A 17,679-nucleotide genomic window follows, 5' to 3' on the forward strand; every position below is an offset into this window, starting at 1 on the left:
CCGGCTCTCGACAGCCGAGCGCCTTGCCGAAATCGCCTCGATCCTGTCCGCGGGTCTGGTGCGTCTTCGGGCGCGACAGTCAAGCAGACTATTTGCGCAGCGAGAAAAGACTTCAGTCGACTTCGCGACCACGGAGAGCGTGTGTCGGGACCACTCGCAAGGGGAGTTCCGATGACAAAATTCTCTACTGAAGACAGCATCAAGGTCGCGGGCAGGGCGCTCGCACCCGATCGATACGACGATCCGAACGTGCTCGCTCGTGTGGCAGCTTTGAAGACGATGCCTACACCGGAGTTGAAGGCGCACTGGCGCGACCTCTTCGACCGCGAGGCGCCGCCATACAACCGACGTTTCCTCGAAAGCCGGCTGGCCTATCGCATCCAGGAACTCGCCTTCGGTGGCCTGAAGCCGGAAACAGTCGAACGGTTGAAAGCATTGGGAGAAGACTTCGACGGCGGCAACATCGCGGTGCGACGCATCCGCGGTGAAGATCGTCCGATTGCCGGCACACAGCTCCTCCGAGAATGGCAGGGCATAGAGCAGAGCGTGACGGTGCTGGCCGATGGATATGAATGGCAGGGCAGGCCATACCAGTCGCTGTCCTCAGTCGCGCGCGCGATCACCGGTACGCGCTGGAATGGCTGGCTGTTTTTCGGGCTGAAGAACCATCGCAGCAAGGCGAGGGGACGGTCATGAACATTGCTGATGCAAAGACTATCGTCCGCAAGCTGCGCTGCGCGGTCTACACGCGCAAATCCAGCGAGGAGGGGCTCGACATGGAGTTCAACTCGCTCGATGCCCAGCGCGAGGCCTGTGAGGCCTTTGTGGCCAGTCAGAAGGCCCTTGGGTGGGTTCTGGTGCCCGATCGCTACGACGATGGCGGGATCTCTGGCGCAACGCTGGAACGCCCTGCCTTGAAGCGCCTGCTGACCGACATGGAAGTCGGCCTAGTCGACGTGGTGGTGGTCTACAAGATCGACCGCCTGTCACGCTCGCTCATGGATTTCTCGCGGCTGGTCGAGGCCTTTGATGCCAACGAAGTCACATTCGTCTCGGTGACCCAGAGTTTTAACACCACCACCTCGATGGGCCGGCTGACGCTCAACATCCTGTTGTCCTTCGCCCAGTTCGAACGCGAGGTGATTGGCGAGCGCATCCGCGACAAGTTCGCAGCCTCGCGGAAGCGCGGCATGTGGATGGGTGGCTGGACGCCGCTCGGCTATGACATCAAGGACCGCAAGCTGGTCATCAACGAAGCCGAGGCTGCAAATGTCCGCATGGTATTCGAGCGGTTTATCTCGACAGGCTCGGCAACAACCCTGTCCAGGATTCTGACGGCCGAAGGGATTTTGACCCGCCGCGGCCGGCCATTGGACAAGGGCGTGATCTACAAGCTGCTCAACAACCCTGTCTATGTCGGCGAAGCCGTGCACAAGGGTACCTCCTATGCTGGCGAGCATGAGGCCATCATCACTCGCGCCATCTGGGACAAGGCGCAGGCTATCCTGTCCGATGGTTCAAGGCAGCGTGGCGCTAAAACAAGAGCGCAGACACCGGCTCTTTTGAAGGGTCTCCTATTTGGGCCGACGGGATGTGCGATGTCGCCGACACATACGCGCAAGGCAGGCAAGCTCTACCGCTACTATGTCAGCCAATCGGTGCTGAAGCGCGGACCGAACACATGCCCGGTCGGGCGCCTGCCAGCAGCCGAGATCGAGGCCGCCGTCATCGATCAGCTGCGTGTCCTTATCCGCTCGCCAGAAATCATCGTCGCCACCTGGAAGGCAGCGCGCCTCACGGATGCTCACATCGGTGAAGGCGAGGTGAGGTCAGCATTGCTCGACCTCGATCCGCTCTGGAACGAACTCTTCCCGGCGGAGCAAGCGCGCATTGTCCAGCTGCTGGTCGAACGCGTGGACGTGACAATGGACAGCCTTTCCATCCGCCTGCGCACCGAGGGATTGGCGGGTCTTGCGGCCGATCTCAACCAGCGTCAGGATGTCAGGAGCGCCGCGTGATGTCCGATGCAGAGGTCAGCGGCAACGCAAGCATCATCACCATTGACGTTCCGCTGACGCTTCGCAAGCGGGGAGGGCGCAATCTGATCGTCGCGCCGATTGGCCAGGAGCAATGGGCCTCTGCTCGGCCCCGCGTTGACAACACGCTCGTTAAAGCAATTGCCCGCGCCTATCGCTGGCATCAGATGCTGAAGCAGGGCGCCTACGCGAGCGCCGAGGATATCGCCAAGGCAGAGAAAATCAGCGCCTCATACGTCAATCGTCTCTTGCAACTGACGCTGCTTTCTCCGGCAATCGTCGAGATGGTCCTTAACGGACACCAACCCGCGACGATGACCACCGCTGAACTGCTTCAGCCGGTGCCGATTGAGTGGCGCGCACAGCAGCATACGTTGCGCGGCTAGGGCCGCTTTGCGCCGCGTTTCGGCCGTTAAGGTCAGCTTTGCCACCGCCTGGAATCGGACATAGCCGGGGACCACTCTGGAAGTCGCGATTGCGCCATTTGCCGACATTCACGGAGCGTTGGCAATCCCGACCTACGCCCGACCGCCGAATCGGCTGTGCGGTCGTGCCCTGTGCCGGCACGGAACTGCAGACGAGTGCAGCATTCATGTCCCACGACCAGGTAGCAGTCGCCAACGTTGTACGAAAAAGGCGGGATGCGTTTCGGTCCACTGGGCGACAAGTGGTTGCGCCTGTATAAAAGCGGCCCCGGGATGGATGGCCAAATCGCCGACGATCAACTCGCGCGACTCGCAGGCCTCCGGAGCGGATGTCAGGCAAGCCAGAATGACGAGCGTATAAAGCATTGTCTTGTTCCTTCGCGGAGATCGAGTTCGTCCTCGGAGGCGACAGATTCAATGGCCGGCACGAACGAGTTCGGGAGGGGGCTCGGCTCCTGCCACGAAGAGTTTGCCGCCGGCCCGCGAAATCTCGACGGTTTGGCTGCGCTCGTCCAACCTGCCTGGAACCGAGATCGTGAGGCTTTGGCCTTCATCGAGGGTTGCCTCGAAGCGCACAGGCAAGCCCGCCTCTCCTTCAGCGATCGTGGTGACCACCCGGAAGCTGTTATCGGCTTCCGTATAATAGACGACGCCTTGAAAACCGCCGAGATCGATACTCCCTCCTTGTAGGGGGTCCAGTTCACCTGCAGAGGCGTAGCCCGTCGTCACGCAAAGCGCTGCAAGGACCGTGTATCTGTACATGATATTTTCCTCCCCAACCGAACAGGTCAGAACAAGATCGGTGCGCAAAGCATATGAGGAGTGGGTAGGTTCGTCTGTGAGAATTCTCACACGCGTGGCAAATTCAAAAACGAGGCCGGGCGCGTGTGGCAAGATGCGGATCGCGTCATGAGCGCCGGTCGCACCCAACGTCGGCTTTTGAGAAAGATTCCAACGCAGGAAGGTCGGGATTGGGTCGATAGTGTTGAAAAAGTCCGGGTTGCAGCGGTCCTGAAGCACTGATTCAATCTTCGTTGTAAGAGGAGATTGAGTCGATGATGGGCGAGCAAAGTGTGATGCAGGAGGAGCTGTTCTATGGCTTCAGCCTGCAGCGGCATGTGCCGGCGGACCACCTGCTCAGAGCGATCGACCGCTTCGTCGATCTGTCCGCCATCCGCCAGCATCTGGCGCTACAGCCCGATCGGCCGTCCCTCGATCGACCCTGAGCTGCTGATCCGCATGCTGATCGTCGGCTATTGCTTCGGCATCCGCTCGGAGCGCCGGCTGTGCGAGGAGGTACATCTGAACCTGGCCTATCGGTGGTTCTGCCGGCTTGGCCTCGAGGGTGATGTGCCGGACCACTCAACCTTCTCCAAGACCCGCCACGGACGCTTCCGCGATGCCGATCTGCTGCGCGAACTGTTCGAAACCGTCGCCGATACCGTTGAAAAAGTCCGTGACCAAGCGCAGGATTGTTCGTCGTCTCCGCGTGGCTTGATCGCGGCGGGGGAAAGCCGCCCAGATAGTCAACGTCAGGTCACGACGCGTTGAAGGCACTGGCAGAGGCCAGCACAAGCGAGCACTAAACCACGCTGCGGGCGACGAGCATACCTCGCTACGCCGGCGCATCGACCGATCGCAACTGAACGGAGGTGAACAATGAGCACGACACGTCCAGCCGGGCCAATAGCCGGCAGAATGATGCTTCATGCGCTGGCGCGGAACTGGTGGCTGATCCTGCTGCGCGGCATCTGTGGGATTCTGTTCGGCGTGCTGACCTTCATCTGGCCGGGTATCTCGCTTGTGACGCTCGTCCTGCTCTACGGCGCCTATGCGCTCGTCGACGGCGTGCTGGCGCTCATTGCAGCCATCAAGGGCGGGGCGCCGGCGCCGCGATGGTGGATGGCGCTGGTCGGCGTGCTCGGCATCCTTGCGGGTCTGGTCGCGATGGCCTTGCCGGGCATGACCGCGATCGTGCTTGTCTTGTTTATAGCCGGCTGGATGATCGCCACCGGCGTCATGCAGATCATCGGCGCGATCCGGCTCAGGAAGGAGATCGACAACGAGTGGTGGCTGGTCGCGGCGGGAGCGCTATCCGTGCTGGTCGGCGCGATCATCGCGATAGCTCCGGGCGCCGGGGCGCTCGGTCTGCTCTGGGTCATCGGCGCCTATGCCATCGTCTTCGGCGTGATGCTGGTCGGGCTGGCGTTCCGGCTGCGCAGGCACAGCCATGAGGGCCACGCGCATGGGGCGGCCGCATAATGCCGGACCCGCTTCCCTCCCGGAACGAAGGCGTGGCGAAGTCGGCCGTCCGCGACTTTGTCGCGAGGGTGACGAAGGACGGCGGCCCGGACTGCGTGCCGCCGGCCGAACGCATCGCGCCAACCTTGACCGCTACCAGATCGTCAAAGGTTGGCTCGACAAGAATGGCAATCTGCACGAGAAAATCTACGACGTCGCATGGTCGGGCGACCGCAAGCCAGGCGGCGACGGCAAATTTCGTTCGGAAGGCAGCACCGTCGATGTGGAGAATGCGACCTGGACGAATACGATCGGCGCGCCCGAGCTCATCAAGGTGTGGAAAGACCCGGAGTTCGAACCGAGGTTGCCCGCCCTCTACTGCGACCGAGTGATCGAGATTCCGACGCCGCGCCGGACTGCCTACGATGCCAAGCGATATGGGGTCGACTCTCTGCCGGGGACAGCAATGACGATCACCGAGCGAGCCTACACATCGCCGATCTGGTACACGCCGCTGACCTCGCGCGGTGTCGCAATTCACCCCTTTCCAGACCTTCTTCCAACAAAACAGGAAGGCCTGGCTTGGGTCATGAGTGCTGGTTCGGCTGAACGTTCGTTTCCGAGATGCTTATTGGCGGCAGGAAGGTCCGGTCAGGGTCAGCTTCAGACCTTGGTCCCACTGGGCTGAACGTCCGCTATCGTTCTTCGGACGCCAAAAGCCGCCATTCCGCTTCCGGCCCATTTCGGTCTTTTAATGCCACTCGCTCTGACGGCCGCTACTGGCGTTCAGTTCGCGTCATGCGACGCTTACGACATACAGGCTGGAACTCAATTGCATTCGCCTAGCGAGCGATCCGCCCAACTTCGCACGATCACGAAACCGGTAACCTGTTGAGACTATTGGTATCGAAATCTGTGAACCAAAAGAGCGAGGTTGCCAGGTCCGGAGAATATCGGCCGAGAGAGCGCTCATTCAACGGGGATAGCCGGCGGTGCGGTTGCCAGCTTTCCTTGAAAGGCCCGCAGTTCTGCGGGTTTCCTGCAGCTCTAAATGGACACAGAGAATGTTGGGGAAGGGTGCATTGGCGGAGGGAGTGGGATTCGAACCCACGGTGGGCTTGCACCCACGCCGGTTTTCAAGACCGGTGCCTTAAACCGCTCGGCCATCCCTCCAAGTAATTGTCTTTAAAGTGCTTTCTGCCTCTTTGTGGTTTGCTCAAAAGGTCGTTTGCTACGCACTTTGCAACTATATTGTTTTTCGACTTGCGCTTATAGCGTGCTGCAACGCCGCGTCAACTTGCTCGGCGGCATCGGCCTGCATCCCCGGCATGACATGCGAATAAAGGTCGAGCGTGATTCCGATGGTCGAATGCCCGAGGCGTTCGCTGGCGACCTTTGGATGAACGCCGGCCGATAGCATCTGCGTGGCGTGGGTGTGCCGAAGGTCATGAAAGGCGCGGATATGTCGGCAGACGATCGATGATCTACCGGATTAACTGGGAAGTAGTCGCCATGGCTGCTCGCCGCGGCTTTCATTCTGGCGTTGTGCCTGCGTCCTTAGCTTGCGGGCTCAGGTGGTTCTATCTCGGCTTCATTGCCGGGGGGTTCTGCGTCCTTTTCGAACTGCGTTGCGGATGGCAGAGGACTAAGCCAGCTTTCGCGACGTACGGTCCAGAGTTCTAATTCGGGTGTCAGGTCCGATGGTACCTCGTCGAGGGCCCCGATCATAACCTCCACTTCGTCGTCGCGGATCGACGGCACGCGTCCGCCGCAAGTCGAGCAGAAGCTTCTGCCCGCGTACGTACTGGTGAAACCCGTCATTTGCTCAAATGCCCCTCGGGGCCACACTGCAAACGCAGAGAAAATCGACCCGCTGGCTTTGCGGCAGTCGCTGCAGTGGCAAATGCCAACCCGAAGCGGATCGCCGGTCACGCGAAACGTTACGCCGCGGCAAATGCAGCTACCAGTTCGAACTTGCGCGACTTGGTCCACCACGAGCGTTCTCCCGACCGCTTCAACGGCAAGGAGGGCGAAAACGTTCCACCTTCCCCAAAGGGGCCGCCGACCGGTCTCTCAACCCGGCTCCTTCCGTCGGCGCTTATTGCGAACGCTGATCAAGACATCGGCAAGTCCAGGAATTTGCAAGCGTTTGCGTTGGCGGAGCGAACCCAACGCCGGCTTCATCTGTTTGGCCGATGCGCTGGTCCTGGAACGTCTCCACATCGAATGAGTGCGTAAAATTGTAAGTACCGGCGCCCGCCGGCTCGAGTTCATTCCGCCGATGGAGCCCAAGCTGGTCGCCAAGCCGCCCGGTGGCGAGGACTGGATTCACGAAATCAAGCTCGACGGCTACCGCTCCCGTCCAAATGTTGGACAGGGAGGGGAGGCTTTCAGCTGAGTGCTTGATTTTCTGGTACGCCCAAGGGAATCGAACCCCTGTTACCGCCGTGAAAAAGGGCAGAAAACCACTACCGTTCATGCCTAATGCCGAACGCTCGCAAGGCGCTGCAGCAGTCTGCAATTTTTGAACGGCATTTGCGGATTTGAAGGCGGATTTGCTTTAGCCTCGCAGGAGCGGTCTCAAAGGAACCGTCCATATGCACCGTACTTTCCGGGGAATCTTGGCGACAATGTTGATTGCCTGTGGTGTCGCAGACGCTGCCGGCTACGCGCAGGCGCAAAATCTGCTCACCATCACCGCACCAGTCTCCGGTCAGACTGTTGATGGGACGCTCTCCTTTTCCGGGACGGCTTTCGTCAACAGTATTACACGGCGCGGTACTATTCGCGGACAGACCAACACTGGGGTCGAATGCCGAGGCACGACCACTGCCAATCTTACCTTCTCGCGTGGAGAAGGAACGATGGTTTGCGGGCAACTCTCAACCCGATTCGTGTTCTCGCTGACCAGCAGACAACCCCCGGTTGGCACAGGAACGGGAACCCTTTCCGACGGGCGCAAAGTGGTGTTGAGAATAGGACAATGACCGCAAAACGACTGGCACGAATTGATGTCCTACTCGCGGCGCACGTGGCTTTCACACCGTTTGGCCCAGTTGCCAGAACCGGTCTTGGTCGCGCCATTTCCGGTTATTGGCGGGACGGATCATTAGCAGACATTTAGCACCAGGATTGGTGCTGTTGTCGAGGACGGGACCTGCAGAGCCCCGAGCCTTGAGCGGAAAACCTGGACGAGAACTGGTCGCCGCGTGGTCGTGTTGCGACTTTGCCGGCAGCTCGGGCAAATGCTGGTGCTGCTTGCAGTGAGTTTCGTCCACCATAGGTCAGACAATATGCAGCGGGTACGAAAGCTGTTGACGCTCATGTAGACGCACTGAGTTTCGACGCTGCATTAATGGACCTCCCTATGGCGCCTCGGTGTCATGCTCGGTCGAAGTGGACGGGTTGCCAGTGTCGATCGCCAGCGGTGAGGGGCAGCGCAGTCTGTCGCATGCACGGTGCCGGCGGCGGCGCACCTGAAGGCAACCGGAATGGCAACTATCGCAACGGAGGCAGGACCAAACGCACAATGGCAGCCTTGGCGGTTGTCCAGCCAATGGCGCGGATATGTCGGCAGACGATCGATGATCTATCGGATTAACTGGGGACTAGTCGCCATGCTGCTCGCCGCCGCCTTCATTCTGGCGTTGTGGCTGCGTCCCTAGGAGGAAGGTGAAAATATCGACACTCTCCCATAAAATCCGGGGATGCCGAGAGTTGCCCCCATCGTCCGTTCCAGCCGATACGAACACGCGATAAACACGCTGGTCGCGAAGCGTACGGAGGTTTCCGGTGCTATCCGCTTCAAGGGAGCGGACCTGGCCGACGAGCTTCAGCACATTGACGCCGTGCTGCTCATTCTTGGCTACAAGGGCGACCCGGCGCTGATACCGGCATTGAAGCGTAAACCCTCCCTTTCGGAAGGGCGAGCTCTACCGGCTGATCCTGAAGCATGAGGCGGAAGGCAGCCCGTCAACCGAGAGACTGCGCAGCGCATTGTGCAGGCGAAACGATGGGACACAGCCGACGCCGCGCTGGTCAAATCGCTGATTGACTGCAAACGGGCCGTCGCTTACATCCGCGTTTCGACAGCACAGCAGGGCAAGTCGGGTCTTGGCCTCGAAGCGCAGCGGGCTGCGATTGCGAAATTTGCTGAAGCCGAAGGCTTAGAGCTGATCGCCGAATTTCAGGAAGTCGAGACAGGCAAAGGCGCGGATGCTTTGAATAAGCGCCCCCAACTCGCAGCTGCCTTGTCTGATGCCAAGCGCAACGATTGCGCGGTCGTCGTCGCCAAGCTCGATCGGCTGTCCCGTGATGTGGCCCTTATCTCGGCTCTTATGGCGAAGCGGACGCCGTTCATTGTCGCAGAGCTGGGCGCGGACGTATCGCCTTTCATGCTGCACATCTATGCAGCCGTTGCGGAACAGGAACGCGCAATGATTTCACAGCGCACGAAAGACGCGCTCGCAGCCGTCAAGGCCCGTGGCGTAAAGCTCGGCAATCCGCAGATCCGCAAGGCTCAGGAAGCCGCTGCAGAGCGCCGTACGGCCATTGCCGACGGCTTCGCATCCAACGTCCTGCCCATTATCAGAGAAATTCAGGCAACGGGCGCATCCATGCGGAAAACGGCCGCCGCCCTCAATGCGCGGGGTATCCCGACGGCTCGCGGTGGCACATGGGCGGCAACGCAGATCAGCGATATTTTAAAGCGTAGCGTGGTCTGAAGGCGCATGCCAAGTTCATGCCGAAGCGCAGCGGAAAGCTATTGGACAGGAGCGAATTTACTGGGAGCGCATCGAGCGGCTCGAAGCACAGCGCGATGGCCGAGTTGCCTAGTTCTGCGTTCAACATACGTTCCGGGCCCGGAACGCTTCCCAGCCTTAGCGGAGCGGCAGATCTTACCGCCGCGCCGGGGTTTTTTGGTTAAACTGTGATACCGTCCCTCAGTCTTTTGGCGGGAGGGGCAGTTGATGAAGCATAGTTGGATTGCTGTGTTGGCGGTTTCGGTGTTTGTGGAGCCGGCGACGGCGCAAGAAACCAGTCCAATCGAGGCGCTGCTTTCCTCAATGCGAGGAACGCTGAGTGTGGCATCGCAACCAACCCTAAATGGAGGGAAACTGACAGGCTGCACCCTTGTCTATGACGCGCTTTATCAGGTTGGACCTACAGGGGAGGCCGGTATCTGAAAGTGGCCGGGAACGTCGGCTTTGCTGCTTTCGATGGTAACGTCGGTGCCAATCTCAAAGTTGTCGTTCACGAAATAGACGCATCAATACCGCAGCTCAGAATGACTCTCTCGCCACCTTCACGCGCGTATCTGGTGAACGATGCCTTGGCCACGAATTTGGAATCTCTTGTCCAGGCAGCGGAGTCGGACACACCTGGCGCGCTATTCTCGGTCTTCCAGTTCTCACCTACTTTCGAAATGGTGACGGAAGGCATCGCCCGGAATATCCTGACTGTCGCTTTCAATAGCCGCGATGGCGGAACAGATATGCAGCTACCCCTCGAACTCGATGTGGTTGCTGTGACAAATACCGGCGAGCGGAAGCGCTCCGAGAAAGCAAAAGATAGCTTTTTGGTATGTCTGACAAAACTGGCGGAAAGCCTAAAGTGAACCACGCAAGATCCTTCGTGGCCCGCGCTTTTCACTAACACAGCGTCTCGCACGCCTTTCCGTCGCCATCGCGGTCCAGCCTGCCGCCCCACGAGCAGTTGCCGAGGTACCATCGGGCTTCGTCGCAAGAGTTTATCTGAGAGCACGTTCGGCGAGGCTGGCAGGTCCAGCCTTGAACAAGAGCACTCGGCGACACCAGGCCAAGGGGTTTGCCTGTCGAATGTCCTTGGCCATGGGGCTCTGCGCGCCAGTCCCAAGGCTCCTGAAAGGATCCGGCCCAGATTCCGCGCTTGCCCGCCTTTGCCGCTGCCTGCAGGCTCGCATAGATGCCGCTCCTGTATTCGGCCAGTCGAGTGCCAGACCTTGCTCTACAAGCCACTGCTGGACGCCGCGACCGTCAGCACGCTCACAATCACCGACGAGCCGACCGTAACGATCCCGGTCGACAAAGGTACAGTGCAGGGGTCGTGATGCGGCAAGGAAGATGTCCAACGCGGCGGCAGCGCGGCGCCCACAGGGATATTCGAATCCCTTGGCGTCATCGCAATACTGCCGGCTCTCAGGTGCGTCGATGCCGTTGAATCGAATCCTTTGGCCTGAAATCTCTACGGTGTCGCCATCGATCATGGAGGCGCGGCCTTCCATCGAACCGGGCAGCGGCTCGGTCCAATTTGTTACCTTGCCCTGAATGCTTGCGGTGCTCTGCATTACGAATTGGGTGATTGTGGCGGCAAGCGTACCCACGCTGAGGAAGATCAGCCCCAAGAGCGGTCGCGACAGCCGCCGGGCCGGCATTCTTCTGCCGGCGCGCCTTCGCCAGCGGTCAGCCTGATTGGCGCCTTGATAAACGGTGGCCTTTGCCCACGCCCGCTCTCCCCGAAATAGAGAATGCCGCCATTCCGGACGAGAGTCCAGAAGCTGCCGTAGCCGGCCGTCAGCGGATCAACGCGGCGGACAACGGTTCACCGTTATGGCTTTGGCCATTGCTTCGCCCTCATGGATCGGCTCGGGACCATAGAGCTGCACAACGGCCCTTGCTTGGCAGCACGCTGGCGGGGGCAGCAATCCGGTTGGGTTTGACCGGGCCGTTGCTCAGAAATTTACCAAACATTCCGACCCTCGTGGAACCCTTTATCAGGCGAAGAGTTGCGTCTGAAACTAGGTGGACCGTTATGGTAACCCGAGGTAGGAATCGCGCATTCCGAGAGTTGATCGGCTCGGAAGACTATCGTCGGAAGTTGCTCAAGCAACTGCGTCTGGGGGATGACCAACCTCTGCCACCGAAGCTTGCCGCGCTGGCGCGGGAGCTTCAGGAGGAGCTTGGGCGGCGAGAGCAACAATGGGCTGATGAGACTGCGGCTGCCCTAGTTCACAGCACCGCACCGCATTTGTTCAGCTCCTCGGTCAACGTGAGGACCGAACCGCCCGGTGAGACGCGCAGCGTCGACACCGCTGAGGTAGCAGTTGAGGAACTCCTGGACTGGACTGAGCGAGGCCCCAAGTGGAACCTCGCGCTGCGCGTTTGCCTCGTCGTGATTGCCGACAAGATGGAAGCTGAGGAGGCCCGTAAGGCATTCCTGGCAGCTGCTGAGGAGGAAGGGGTGCTTCGTTCCTCTGATTAGGTTGCGGATCGGACCCCAACACCGGGTTGCCGCGCGTGCCTGTGATCCGATCCCCGCTCAGATGCCAAGCATTCTGAGCCAATTATCTCCGCACGGATCGTTCTTGATATTTCCTTCATTCGACCAACAAATGGGCGCTTGGGTTCTGTCCGGGGAGCCCCTCAAGTGAACCTATCTTGGGCGCACAACCGGCTTGCGAAGGGTGGGAGTGCCATGCCAATCTATCGAAAAGCTAAAGAAGCTGGCGTCTTCAATCCGTCCGATGTCGCCTTGCTTGGCCGCGTGTTCGATCGGCTCAAGATCGAGGGCCAATCCGAACAGCAACGTGAATCGCTCGCATCCCGGATCATTGCAAACTACTCGGCTGGTATCACGGATGAGGACGAGCTTGTCTCGGTTTCCAAACTGCCACTTGGGCGGTGAGCTAGTGATGACTGCGCGTCACGCGATCGAGGGAGCGGGGGGCCTCGGCCAAATTCTCGGCCAGGATCTCTAGCAGGGCTTCGCTTGGTCCTTGCCGTTGCAACCGGTGGCTTCGTTATTCGTCCGGTATCTCACTTCAGTTCCCCGGAGCGCCATCGCGGCTTTTGTCAGGGCTTCCCGATCGTTGCCGATCTTTTTGATCAGCCTGCTGACCTGGCTTGGCGAGATGCCATTCTCTCGCGCAAAATGTTCTACCTCGTAATATTCGTCGACCGACAAACGATTCTGATTGTCTTCCATTTCCGTATTCCTACCAGGGTTCAAGCGAACGGCACGTTGAAAGGACCATAGCAACGACTGCGCGCAGCCGCGGTTCCGAGTGGCGAACAGATAAGACTTAGGTCCGGTGGAGGATCAGACCGAATCCCCTCATGGGGCTGGCTTCGTCGTGCACAGTGAGAGGAGCACGCCGATAGCTCGGTCTTTTTAGTCACGCGCTCGGGAACAAGCGCCAGATAGAGATGTTAGCAGCGTACGGAGTTCTCCTATGGCTGAGGAACAGGATAGAGCGCGGAACAACATTGAAATAGCCGTTCGACGGTTGGTCAAAGAAACCGGTATTACCGAAGAACAGCCCGAGAGCTTATCGTCTTCCTCGGGCTCCATTGGGCATCGCTGCTCCGGGGAGCAAAGGCCCTAGCTGCCAAGCGGTAGGGTAATCGCCGCCCTAGTGAAAGACTAAGCGTCTCGCCCGCCGAAACGCGCGGCGGTTTTTTTGGTTGTCCGAGATGTCCTGAATCGTATTATGTTTTAGCCGGAGGGGGGGGTGGTATGCCGATTTATCGAAAAGCTAAAGAATTTGGCGTCTTCAGTGCATCCGAAGTAGCTACTCTGGGCCGTGTGTTCGACCGGCTCAAGCGTGAGGGCGACTCCGAACAGCGGCGCGAAGCGCTCGCATCCCGGATCATTGCAAACTACTGGGCTGGTATTACGGACGAGGAAGAACTCGTCTCGTCCTCCTAGCCGTCCGGCTACCGCGTCAGCCCTTCAGCAGTTGGCGGACTTGGTCAACCGTTCTTTTCTGCGGAGCACCCGCCAAATGGAGGAAATGGCGGGTGGTCGCTTATCAGCGCAGGAAGGGACTTAGCTGCGCAGATCTCAAGGGGGGGTGGTCCCTAGCTAACGATGATTCCTAACGCCAGGAACGTGATCGATACCGCGAACACCGGGGCGAGTAGCCAGCGAGCTTGGTGGACACTATTCTCCATGGTCTCCTCCTGTGAGCACATGGCGAGCAACGAGTGGCCGGCAGTTGCGGTTCCGGGCTGCACCCCCGCGTCGTCCTTTGCGACAGCAAGGTCAGACTTACGTCCTACCTTTGAGCAGACCGAAGCCCCCAAGGAACATTTGCAGCTGCCTGAGGTTTGGTGAGCCTGGCGCGAAGACGCGTTCAGCGGAACAGAGCTAAACAAAGGAGGCACTTATGAGAATGCATATTTCCACTGCAGCCGCGGGATTTCTGCTGCTGGCGGGCCTCGGTGCCGCTGCCGCTCAGGACGTAGTCATCGAGCCTGAACAGGAGACGGTCATTAGGGAATACGTGAAAAAGCAGCCGCTCGCATCGGTGAAAATCCCTGGAGTGGAGCTCAATATCGGCTCAACCCTGCCCGAGACTGTCGAACTTCATGAAGTCCCCAACACCAAATACCGCACCGTTGTCGTCGACAACCGGACCGTTGTCGTTGACCCAGGCACACGCAAGATCATCAAGATCATCGAATGACGTAAGCGACTGGGAGGACAGCCCGCCGTGCCAAAACGAGCTGCCAAGCAAGGGAGGAATGATGACCATGGAGCGTCGCAGGCGCTGCGAACGCGCGTGGCTGACCTCAGCGAGAGGATGCGCGGCGCCGGCCATGCCGCCGCCGGAACTTACCGGCGCTAACCGGGGACGTCTCAGATCCCATACACCAGGGCAATGAAGACCACCGGTGCAAGGATCAGGAAGATCGCCATTATTATAATAACGGCAAGGGCCAGGTTCTCTGTTCGCCTGACAAGGGCAGCGACCTCATCGTCGCTCGACGAAATGAGATCAAGCACCGAGAAATCTGTCAGGTCAGGAGTTTGATTGTCGTTTGCGGGTCGGCTTGCGACCTCATCGACATTCTGTCTGCTCTGGATAAGGGTCACAGTTCTTTCCGCCGTTAGGGTGTCACATCGGGTGCCCGCCGATGAGGGGTACAGCGGGCACCCGGTGAACCACCGATGAAGGGACTTTGCTCGGCGGCCCAATACGAATCCGTTGGTAAGGTCTTGGTTGCCAGCCTCAGCCTTCTGTCTTTAACGCAAAGACTTCAGTCTTACTGCACCATGGACCATAGGCCGATCCGAGTGCTGCCTCGGCATGCCTATATTCTCGATAAGGTTTCCTTGGTGGCTGGTCCGATGCGGGCTTGCCCGCTATGTCAGCCCGATCACGCCTCCTGTCGCGTTCAATTCGCATTTGATCGGCGCCTGCCGCGTCTCCACGTTGCCTTGCCGTCACCAAGGGCGACGCAGTCGGACCCGCAAACACAGCGCCGGCCAAACCCACGGCGCCCGAGATTGAGGAGCGGTTCCGGCCTGCCAGGTGATGGACACACTCCTCCTTGTTCCACGCGGGGTGCGACAGTGCCAGGAGTCGCTTGCGATGACCTAGCAGCATGCCGAGCTTCTCAAGGTCGGCATCAGTCAACTCGGGCAGAACGTCAGCGTCGATCGCGTTCTCACAAAACGCCTGCTCGTATTGCTCGAAGGGGCGCGAGGCGCTCGCATCCCGGATCATTGCAAACTACTCGGCTGGTATCACGGACGAGGAAGAACTCGTCTCGACTTCCAAACTACCCCTGGGGCGCTAGCGCCCGGCTAGACATGGATAGTGAGAGCATCATGAAGACAATCTCACATGCGCAACAACCGCGCGAAGAATGGCGAGCGGGAGTAGAAACCCGTATGCTGGTGTCGGCCACCAACGGTGCGCTTGAATTGTGCATCTTCGGGCAATGGGTAGCGCCGGCTATGGGCGCTCCTGCTCACAGTCACTCGGTCGAGGAAGTGCTTTCTGTCGTCACTGGCGAAGCCGAGATTTGGATCGATGACGAGTCAGCCGTTTTGATCGGCGGGCAATCTCTTGTTGTTCCGGCGAACCGAAAGCACGGTTTCCGAAACATCGGCTCCGAAACTCTGCATATATATATGCGGTGCTCGCGTCATCATTTTTCGAGGCTACGTTTGATGATCGCGAGCCTGTTCGGCGCTGGCTCGGCTGAGATTTCAAACTGACCCAGTGCCTAGGCGGTTGACTACTTGCTCAGCGTATAGTCCGCGGCAATGCGCTCCAACAGCTTACGGGATGCCAGTATCAGCGGCGGGTATCGTTTATCGTCTGGCGAAGATCATCAATATCTGCTCGCGTGCGACTCTCATTCAATCGAGCGGCTTCTACATCAAAATTGTCCCATGTGGATTGCATGGGAATGCTCCTAAGCGTCCGGCGGCTTCAGCCGGGCCTTCAGCCGAGCTTCCCGAAGTAGTGATGCCCGATCGGTGCCGATCAACTCGATCAGCTCGCGCGCTTGAGCTCAGTTATTCCGGCTTCCTTGGCAAGGAACTGCGCCTGGAAATCCGTCATTCGATCGCGGTCGGACTTTTCTTCCTCGCCCATGGTGAGCCTTTTCAGCCCTCAGATTGAACCGGAACGCCGGTTCTAGGGTTTTGTTGCGATCAGTGGCGCAAACTTTCAGGCATATTTCGCTTTCTCTGGAACACATGCTTGAGATGAAAGTTCGGGAAGTGCAGCAATCTTGTCCCTCCCGACGATGGGCTGCAGATCGGGAGATGCACCGATCGACCGCGTCTGTCAGGAGGCGCGGGCTTCTCTCATTAACTCACAGCTTGCAGCGGCTGGTGCTCCGCCTTCGCATGATGGAGCGCCTGGCCGAGATCGCGCATGTCGAACTCCTGCCCGCACACTGGACAATGCATGCTCCGCCTCGGACTTGATTGGCTGGTCGTGGTCCAGGCCCGAAATCCGGTGCCTTCGTTGTTGGTCTGATATCTCATTTCCGCTCCCGCAATACCCTCGCCGCTTTTATCAGGGCTTCACGATCGTTGCCGTTGGCCTTGATGAGCTCGCGGCCCGGTCGATCGTCACGCCATTTTCGCGGGCGAATTATTCCACCTCATAACCTTCGTCGGCGGACACGCGATTGCGATCGCGAAAGTCTCGCTTGCTCTTGTCGTCAGCCATGTCGTTCTCCTGATGAGCTTTGGATCAACGGCAACGCCGGCAAGCAGAATTCGTTGCCGCCGGCCGAGCTTTGACTCCCGCCCGCAAAGGAAGCATTCTTCCTCCGGGGAAGGGCCATGGGCAAGATTGTTCATGCAGGAACCTGGAGACGAAGGCCCTGGTGGCGTTCGCTTCTCCGCAGCCGCCTTTTGACGGTTCTGGGATTACTTGGGATCTCTTCCGCGGCTTACGTCGCTGTTGACGAGCGGCACGAACTGCCGCGCGTTCACCGTTCGTCGACCGGCAACGCTGTTTTCCACAAAGCAAGCTGCGACATCAAGGGCAACATCTAACCAGCGGGGCGAGCACATCTTTCACGTGCCGGGCCAGGAGTATTACCTGGCTACGCAGATAAATCCGGCTCGAGGGGAGCGCTGGTTCTGCTCCCAGTGGGAGGCCTGGTGGGCGGGCTGGCGCAAGGCGAAGGTGTGAAGGCCTCGGCAGAGCACGCTGTGCGGAATCACGTTCTGTTCACTCTGGCGTTCATTCTGAAGCAGGGGGCGGACGGAATCCCAGTCGCGGAGATTTGTCGTCGGGCGGGGATCAGCCAAGCAACGTACTTCAACTGGAAGAAGAAGTACGACGGACTGCTGCCGACCGAGATGAAGCGGCTGAAGCAGCTTGAGGACGAGAACGGCAAGCTCAGGAAGCTGGTGGCCGATCTGTCCTTGGACAAGAAAGATGCTAGCCTAGCGACTGGTCGCGTCGAACTCAATGGCAAATCCCGCGTCGATCGCGCTTCGCGCAATGAAATCGCCAATTTGCCCAATCCGTGAGTTCGCAATGTGGAAACATTTTCCTCACTGCGCTCATCACTTCGAGTATCGAAACGCTCGGGCTGTCGACGTTATCGATCAGGTAGCAGACAATCGCTTGCCGAACATCCAATGAATTTGGCTTCTGCAGCGGCGCGGACATTTCCGGCCTACGCATGGAGCCGCATTTCTGAGCCGTCGACCGCTGTTGCGTCGAAAGCGACGGGAAC

The 17,679-nt window shown here is 59.2% G+C and carries 26 protein-coding genes, 1 tRNA gene and 3 pseudogenes; 20 read left to right on the forward strand and 10 right to left on the reverse strand.

Going from position 1 to position 17,679, the window contains the following annotated elements; genetic code table 11:
* The first annotated feature begins 171 nt into the window (after positions 1 to 171).
* Genes AC0L2Z_RS30950 through AC0L2Z_RS30960 form a run of 3 tightly spaced genes read left to right on the forward strand, consistent with a single transcriptional unit; the run spans position 172 to position 2,422 of the window.
* The gene (locus AC0L2Z_RS30950; RefSeq protein WP_473630143.1) at positions 172 to 696 is read left to right on the forward strand and encodes a DUF2924 domain-containing protein; all 525 of its coding nucleotides are present in this window, start codon (positions 172 to 174) and stop codon (positions 694 to 696) included.
* Positions 693 to 2,018 carry a recombinase family protein gene (locus AC0L2Z_RS30955; protein WP_473630144.1) on the forward strand — a complete coding sequence of 442 codons (1,326 nt, stop codon included), beginning with the start codon at positions 693 to 695 and terminating at the stop codon, positions 2,016 to 2,018. Before AC0L2Z_RS30950 ends, AC0L2Z_RS30955 begins: the two co-directional genes overlap by 4 nt.
* Positions 2,018 to 2,422, forward strand: coding sequence for a hypothetical protein (locus AC0L2Z_RS30960; protein WP_473630145.1), 405 nt, complete (start codon positions 2,018 to 2,020; stop codon positions 2,420 to 2,422). The genes AC0L2Z_RS30955 and AC0L2Z_RS30960 overlap by 1 nt, the downstream gene beginning before the upstream one ends.
* A 204-nt stretch (positions 2,423 to 2,626) precedes the next feature.
* Here the strand turns inward: AC0L2Z_RS30960 and AC0L2Z_RS30965 are convergent, their stop codons facing one another.
* Together AC0L2Z_RS30965 and AC0L2Z_RS30970 are read right to left on the reverse strand one after the other, a co-directional pair.
* On the reverse strand, positions 2,627 to 2,827 hold the full coding sequence (locus tag AC0L2Z_RS30965) for a hypothetical protein (protein ID WP_077376813.1): 201 nt from the start codon (positions 2,825 to 2,827) through the stop codon (positions 2,627 to 2,629).
* Positions 2,828 to 2,875: 48 nt separating this feature from the next.
* Entirely contained in the window at positions 2,876 to 3,481 is a 606-nt protein-coding gene (locus AC0L2Z_RS30970) for a hypothetical protein (RefSeq protein ID WP_473630146.1), read from the reverse strand.
* A 35-nt stretch (positions 3,482 to 3,516) separates the two neighbouring features.
* On the opposite strand from AC0L2Z_RS30970, the pseudogene AC0L2Z_RS30975 reads away from it, so the two are divergent.
* The 3 genes and pseudogenes from AC0L2Z_RS30975 to AC0L2Z_RS30985 form a co-directional block, all read left to right on the forward strand.
* Positions 3,517 to 3,895: pseudogene (locus AC0L2Z_RS30975) on the forward strand (transposase); the annotation flags it as partial.
* A 225-nt stretch (positions 3,896 to 4,120) separates the two neighbouring features.
* Positions 4,121 to 4,723, forward strand: a complete 603-nt coding sequence (locus AC0L2Z_RS30980; protein WP_473585981.1) for an HdeD family acid-resistance protein — start codon at positions 4,121 to 4,123, stop codon at positions 4,721 to 4,723.
* 118 nt (positions 4,724 to 4,841) lie between these two features.
* Positions 4,842 to 5,216 (forward strand): annotated as a pseudogene (locus AC0L2Z_RS30985) (DUF3604 domain-containing protein); the annotation flags it as partial.
* A 569-nt stretch (positions 5,217 to 5,785) separates the two neighbouring features.
* Here the strand turns inward: AC0L2Z_RS30985 and AC0L2Z_RS30990 are convergent.
* The 3 genes from AC0L2Z_RS30990 to AC0L2Z_RS31000 all read right to left on the reverse strand — a co-directional run bounded on the left by AC0L2Z_RS30990 (position 5,786) and on the right by AC0L2Z_RS31000 (position 6,697).
* Positions 5,786 to 5,875 (reverse strand) — tRNA-Ser (locus AC0L2Z_RS30990).
* A gap of 73 nt (positions 5,876 to 5,948) precedes the next feature.
* Complete coding sequence (locus tag AC0L2Z_RS30995) at positions 5,949 to 6,179, reverse strand: tyrosine-type recombinase/integrase (RefSeq protein WP_473630165.1); 231 nt, start codon at positions 6,177 to 6,179, stop codon at positions 5,949 to 5,951.
* Positions 6,180 to 6,259: 80 nt separating this feature from the next.
* Positions 6,260 to 6,697, reverse strand: a complete 438-nt coding sequence (locus AC0L2Z_RS31000) for a GFA family protein (RefSeq protein ID WP_473630147.1) — start codon at positions 6,695 to 6,697, stop codon at positions 6,260 to 6,262.
* 602 nt (positions 6,698 to 7,299) lie between these two features.
* Between AC0L2Z_RS31000 and AC0L2Z_RS31005 the strand changes: the two genes are divergently transcribed.
* From AC0L2Z_RS31005 to AC0L2Z_RS31030, 6 genes are all read left to right on the forward strand, one after another.
* Entirely contained in the window at positions 7,300 to 7,689 is a 390-nt protein-coding gene (locus AC0L2Z_RS31005) for a hypothetical protein (RefSeq protein WP_143744454.1), read from the forward strand.
* A gap of 504 nt (positions 7,690 to 8,193) precedes the next feature.
* On the forward strand, positions 8,194 to 8,367 hold the full coding sequence (locus AC0L2Z_RS31010; protein ID WP_473630148.1) for a hypothetical protein: 174 nt from the start codon (positions 8,194 to 8,196) through the stop codon (positions 8,365 to 8,367).
* 42 nt (positions 8,368 to 8,409) lie between these two features.
* The gene (locus tag AC0L2Z_RS31015) at positions 8,410 to 8,658 is read left to right on the forward strand and encodes a hypothetical protein (protein ID WP_473630149.1); all 249 of its coding nucleotides are present in this window, start codon (positions 8,410 to 8,412) and stop codon (positions 8,656 to 8,658) included.
* Positions 8,659 to 8,751: 93 nt separating this feature from the next.
* Positions 8,752 to 9,426, forward strand: coding sequence for a recombinase family protein (locus tag AC0L2Z_RS31020; RefSeq protein ID WP_473630166.1), 675 nt, complete (start codon positions 8,752 to 8,754; stop codon positions 9,424 to 9,426).
* Positions 9,427 to 9,669: 243 nt separating this feature from the next.
* Positions 9,670 to 9,888 carry a hypothetical protein gene (locus AC0L2Z_RS31025; RefSeq protein WP_473630150.1) on the forward strand — a complete coding sequence of 73 codons (219 nt, stop codon included), beginning with the start codon at positions 9,670 to 9,672 and terminating at the stop codon, positions 9,886 to 9,888.
* Positions 9,889 to 9,890: 2 nt separating this feature from the next.
* Positions 9,891 to 10,319 (forward strand): hypothetical protein, encoded by a 429-nt coding sequence (locus AC0L2Z_RS31030; RefSeq protein WP_473630151.1) that lies wholly within the window; start codon positions 9,891 to 9,893, stop codon positions 10,317 to 10,319.
* A 34-nt stretch (positions 10,320 to 10,353) separates the two neighbouring features.
* On the opposite strand, the gene AC0L2Z_RS31035 is transcribed toward AC0L2Z_RS31030, so the two are convergent.
* Both AC0L2Z_RS31035 and AC0L2Z_RS31040 read right to left on the reverse strand, forming a co-directional pair.
* Positions 10,354 to 10,515 (reverse strand): excalibur calcium-binding domain-containing protein, encoded by a 162-nt coding sequence (locus AC0L2Z_RS31035; RefSeq protein WP_473630152.1) that lies wholly within the window; start codon positions 10,513 to 10,515, stop codon positions 10,354 to 10,356.
* Complete coding sequence (locus AC0L2Z_RS31040) at positions 10,452 to 11,114, reverse strand: thermonuclease family protein (protein ID WP_473630153.1); 663 nt, start codon at positions 11,112 to 11,114, stop codon at positions 10,452 to 10,454. Before AC0L2Z_RS31040 ends, AC0L2Z_RS31035 begins: the two co-directional genes overlap by 64 nt.
* Before the next feature lie 413 nt (positions 11,115 to 11,527).
* On the opposite strand from AC0L2Z_RS31040, the gene AC0L2Z_RS31045 reads away from it, so the two are divergent.
* Positions 11,528 to 11,941: a DUF982 domain-containing protein gene (locus AC0L2Z_RS31045; RefSeq protein WP_473630154.1), complete on the forward strand. Its 414-nt coding sequence runs from the start codon at positions 11,528 to 11,530 to the stop codon at positions 11,939 to 11,941.
* A 213-nt stretch (positions 11,942 to 12,154) separates the two neighbouring features.
* The gene (locus tag AC0L2Z_RS31050) at positions 12,155 to 12,364 is read left to right on the forward strand and encodes a hypothetical protein (RefSeq protein ID WP_473630155.1); all 210 of its coding nucleotides are present in this window, start codon (positions 12,155 to 12,157) and stop codon (positions 12,362 to 12,364) included.
* Between the two features lie 69 nt (positions 12,365 to 12,433).
* Here AC0L2Z_RS31050 and AC0L2Z_RS31055 read toward each other — a convergent pair whose 3' ends face one another.
* Positions 12,434 to 12,664, reverse strand: a complete 231-nt coding sequence (locus tag AC0L2Z_RS31055; RefSeq protein ID WP_473630156.1) for a DUF3606 domain-containing protein — start codon at positions 12,662 to 12,664, stop codon at positions 12,434 to 12,436.
* Between the two features lie 531 nt (positions 12,665 to 13,195).
* Between AC0L2Z_RS31055 and AC0L2Z_RS31060 the strand changes: the two genes are divergently transcribed.
* Positions 13,196 to 13,387: a hypothetical protein gene (locus AC0L2Z_RS31060; RefSeq protein WP_473630157.1), complete on the forward strand. Its 192-nt coding sequence runs from the start codon at positions 13,196 to 13,198 to the stop codon at positions 13,385 to 13,387.
* A gap of 460 nt (positions 13,388 to 13,847) precedes the next feature.
* Complete coding sequence (locus AC0L2Z_RS31065) at positions 13,848 to 14,147, forward strand: DUF1236 domain-containing protein (protein WP_473630158.1); 300 nt, start codon at positions 13,848 to 13,850, stop codon at positions 14,145 to 14,147.
* A gap of 173 nt (positions 14,148 to 14,320) precedes the next feature.
* Here the strand turns inward: AC0L2Z_RS31065 and AC0L2Z_RS31070 are convergent, their stop codons facing one another.
* Positions 14,321 to 14,557: a hypothetical protein gene (locus AC0L2Z_RS31070; protein WP_473630159.1), complete on the reverse strand. Its 237-nt coding sequence runs from the start codon at positions 14,555 to 14,557 to the stop codon at positions 14,321 to 14,323.
* A 136-nt stretch (positions 14,558 to 14,693) separates the two neighbouring features.
* Positions 14,694 to 15,191: an SAM domain-containing protein gene (locus tag AC0L2Z_RS31075; RefSeq protein ID WP_473630160.1), complete on the reverse strand. Its 498-nt coding sequence runs from the start codon at positions 15,189 to 15,191 to the stop codon at positions 14,694 to 14,696.
* A 104-nt stretch (positions 15,192 to 15,295) separates the two neighbouring features.
* Between AC0L2Z_RS31075 and AC0L2Z_RS31080 the strand changes: the two genes are divergently transcribed.
* From AC0L2Z_RS31080 to AC0L2Z_RS31095, 4 genes and pseudogenes are all read left to right on the forward strand, one after another.
* Entirely contained in the window at positions 15,296 to 15,688 is a 393-nt protein-coding gene (locus AC0L2Z_RS31080) for a cupin domain-containing protein (protein ID WP_473630161.1), read from the forward strand.
* 70 nt (positions 15,689 to 15,758) lie between these two features.
* Positions 15,759 to 16,097, forward strand: coding sequence for a hypothetical protein (locus AC0L2Z_RS31085; protein WP_473630162.1), 339 nt, complete (start codon positions 15,759 to 15,761; stop codon positions 16,095 to 16,097).
* 674 nt (positions 16,098 to 16,771) lie between these two features.
* Positions 16,772 to 16,987 carry a hypothetical protein gene (locus tag AC0L2Z_RS31090; protein ID WP_473630163.1) on the forward strand — a complete coding sequence of 72 codons (216 nt, stop codon included), beginning with the start codon at positions 16,772 to 16,774 and terminating at the stop codon, positions 16,985 to 16,987.
* A gap of 159 nt (positions 16,988 to 17,146) precedes the next feature.
* Positions 17,147 to 17,374: pseudogene (locus AC0L2Z_RS31095) on the forward strand (transposase); the annotation flags it as partial.
* Positions 17,375 to 17,679: the final 305 nt, after the last annotated feature.

It is taken from the genome of Mesorhizobium sp. WSM4850 (genome assembly GCF_055811735.1).

Coding starts and splice junctions, on each gene's coding strand:
- AC0L2Z_RS30950 (WP_473630143.1), top strand. CDS start 172: ATGACAAAATTCTCTACTGAAGACAGCATCAAGGTCGCGGGCAGGGCG.
- AC0L2Z_RS30955 (WP_473630144.1), top strand. CDS start 693: ATGAACATTGCTGATGCAAAGACTATCGTCCGCAAGCTGCGCTGCGCG.
- AC0L2Z_RS30960 (WP_473630145.1), top strand. CDS start 2,018: ATGTCCGATGCAGAGGTCAGCGGCAACGCAAGCATCATCACCATTGAC.
- AC0L2Z_RS30965 (WP_077376813.1), bottom strand. CDS start 2,827: ATGCTTTATACGCTCGTCATTCTGGCTTGCCTGACATCCGCTCCGGAG.
- AC0L2Z_RS30980 (WP_473585981.1), top strand. CDS start 4,121: ATGAGCACGACACGTCCAGCCGGGCCAATAGCCGGCAGAATGATGCTT.
- AC0L2Z_RS31005 (WP_143744454.1), top strand. CDS start 7,300: ATGCACCGTACTTTCCGGGGAATCTTGGCGACAATGTTGATTGCCTGT.
- AC0L2Z_RS31010 (WP_473630148.1), top strand. CDS start 8,194: ATGGCAACTATCGCAACGGAGGCAGGACCAAACGCACAATGGCAGCCT.
- AC0L2Z_RS31015 (WP_473630149.1), top strand. CDS start 8,410: ATGCCGAGAGTTGCCCCCATCGTCCGTTCCAGCCGATACGAACACGCG.
- AC0L2Z_RS31040 (WP_473630153.1), bottom strand. CDS start 11,114: ATGCCGGCCCGGCGGCTGTCGCGACCGCTCTTGGGGCTGATCTTCCTC.
- AC0L2Z_RS31050 (WP_473630155.1), top strand. CDS start 12,155: ATGCCAATCTATCGAAAAGCTAAAGAAGCTGGCGTCTTCAATCCGTCC.
- AC0L2Z_RS31055 (WP_473630156.1), bottom strand. CDS start 12,664: ATGGAAGACAATCAGAATCGTTTGTCGGTCGACGAATATTACGAGGTA.
- AC0L2Z_RS31060 (WP_473630157.1), top strand. CDS start 13,196: ATGCCGATTTATCGAAAAGCTAAAGAATTTGGCGTCTTCAGTGCATCC.
- AC0L2Z_RS31065 (WP_473630158.1), top strand. CDS start 13,848: ATGAGAATGCATATTTCCACTGCAGCCGCGGGATTTCTGCTGCTGGCG.
- AC0L2Z_RS31075 (WP_473630160.1), bottom strand. CDS start 15,191: ATGATCCGGGATGCGAGCGCCTCGCGCCCCTTCGAGCAATACGAGCAG.
- AC0L2Z_RS31080 (WP_473630161.1), top strand. CDS start 15,296: ATGAAGACAATCTCACATGCGCAACAACCGCGCGAAGAATGGCGAGCG.
- AC0L2Z_RS31085 (WP_473630162.1), top strand. CDS start 15,759: ATGCCAGTATCAGCGGCGGGTATCGTTTATCGTCTGGCGAAGATCATC.
- AC0L2Z_RS31090 (WP_473630163.1), top strand. CDS start 16,772: ATGGGCAAGATTGTTCATGCAGGAACCTGGAGACGAAGGCCCTGGTGG.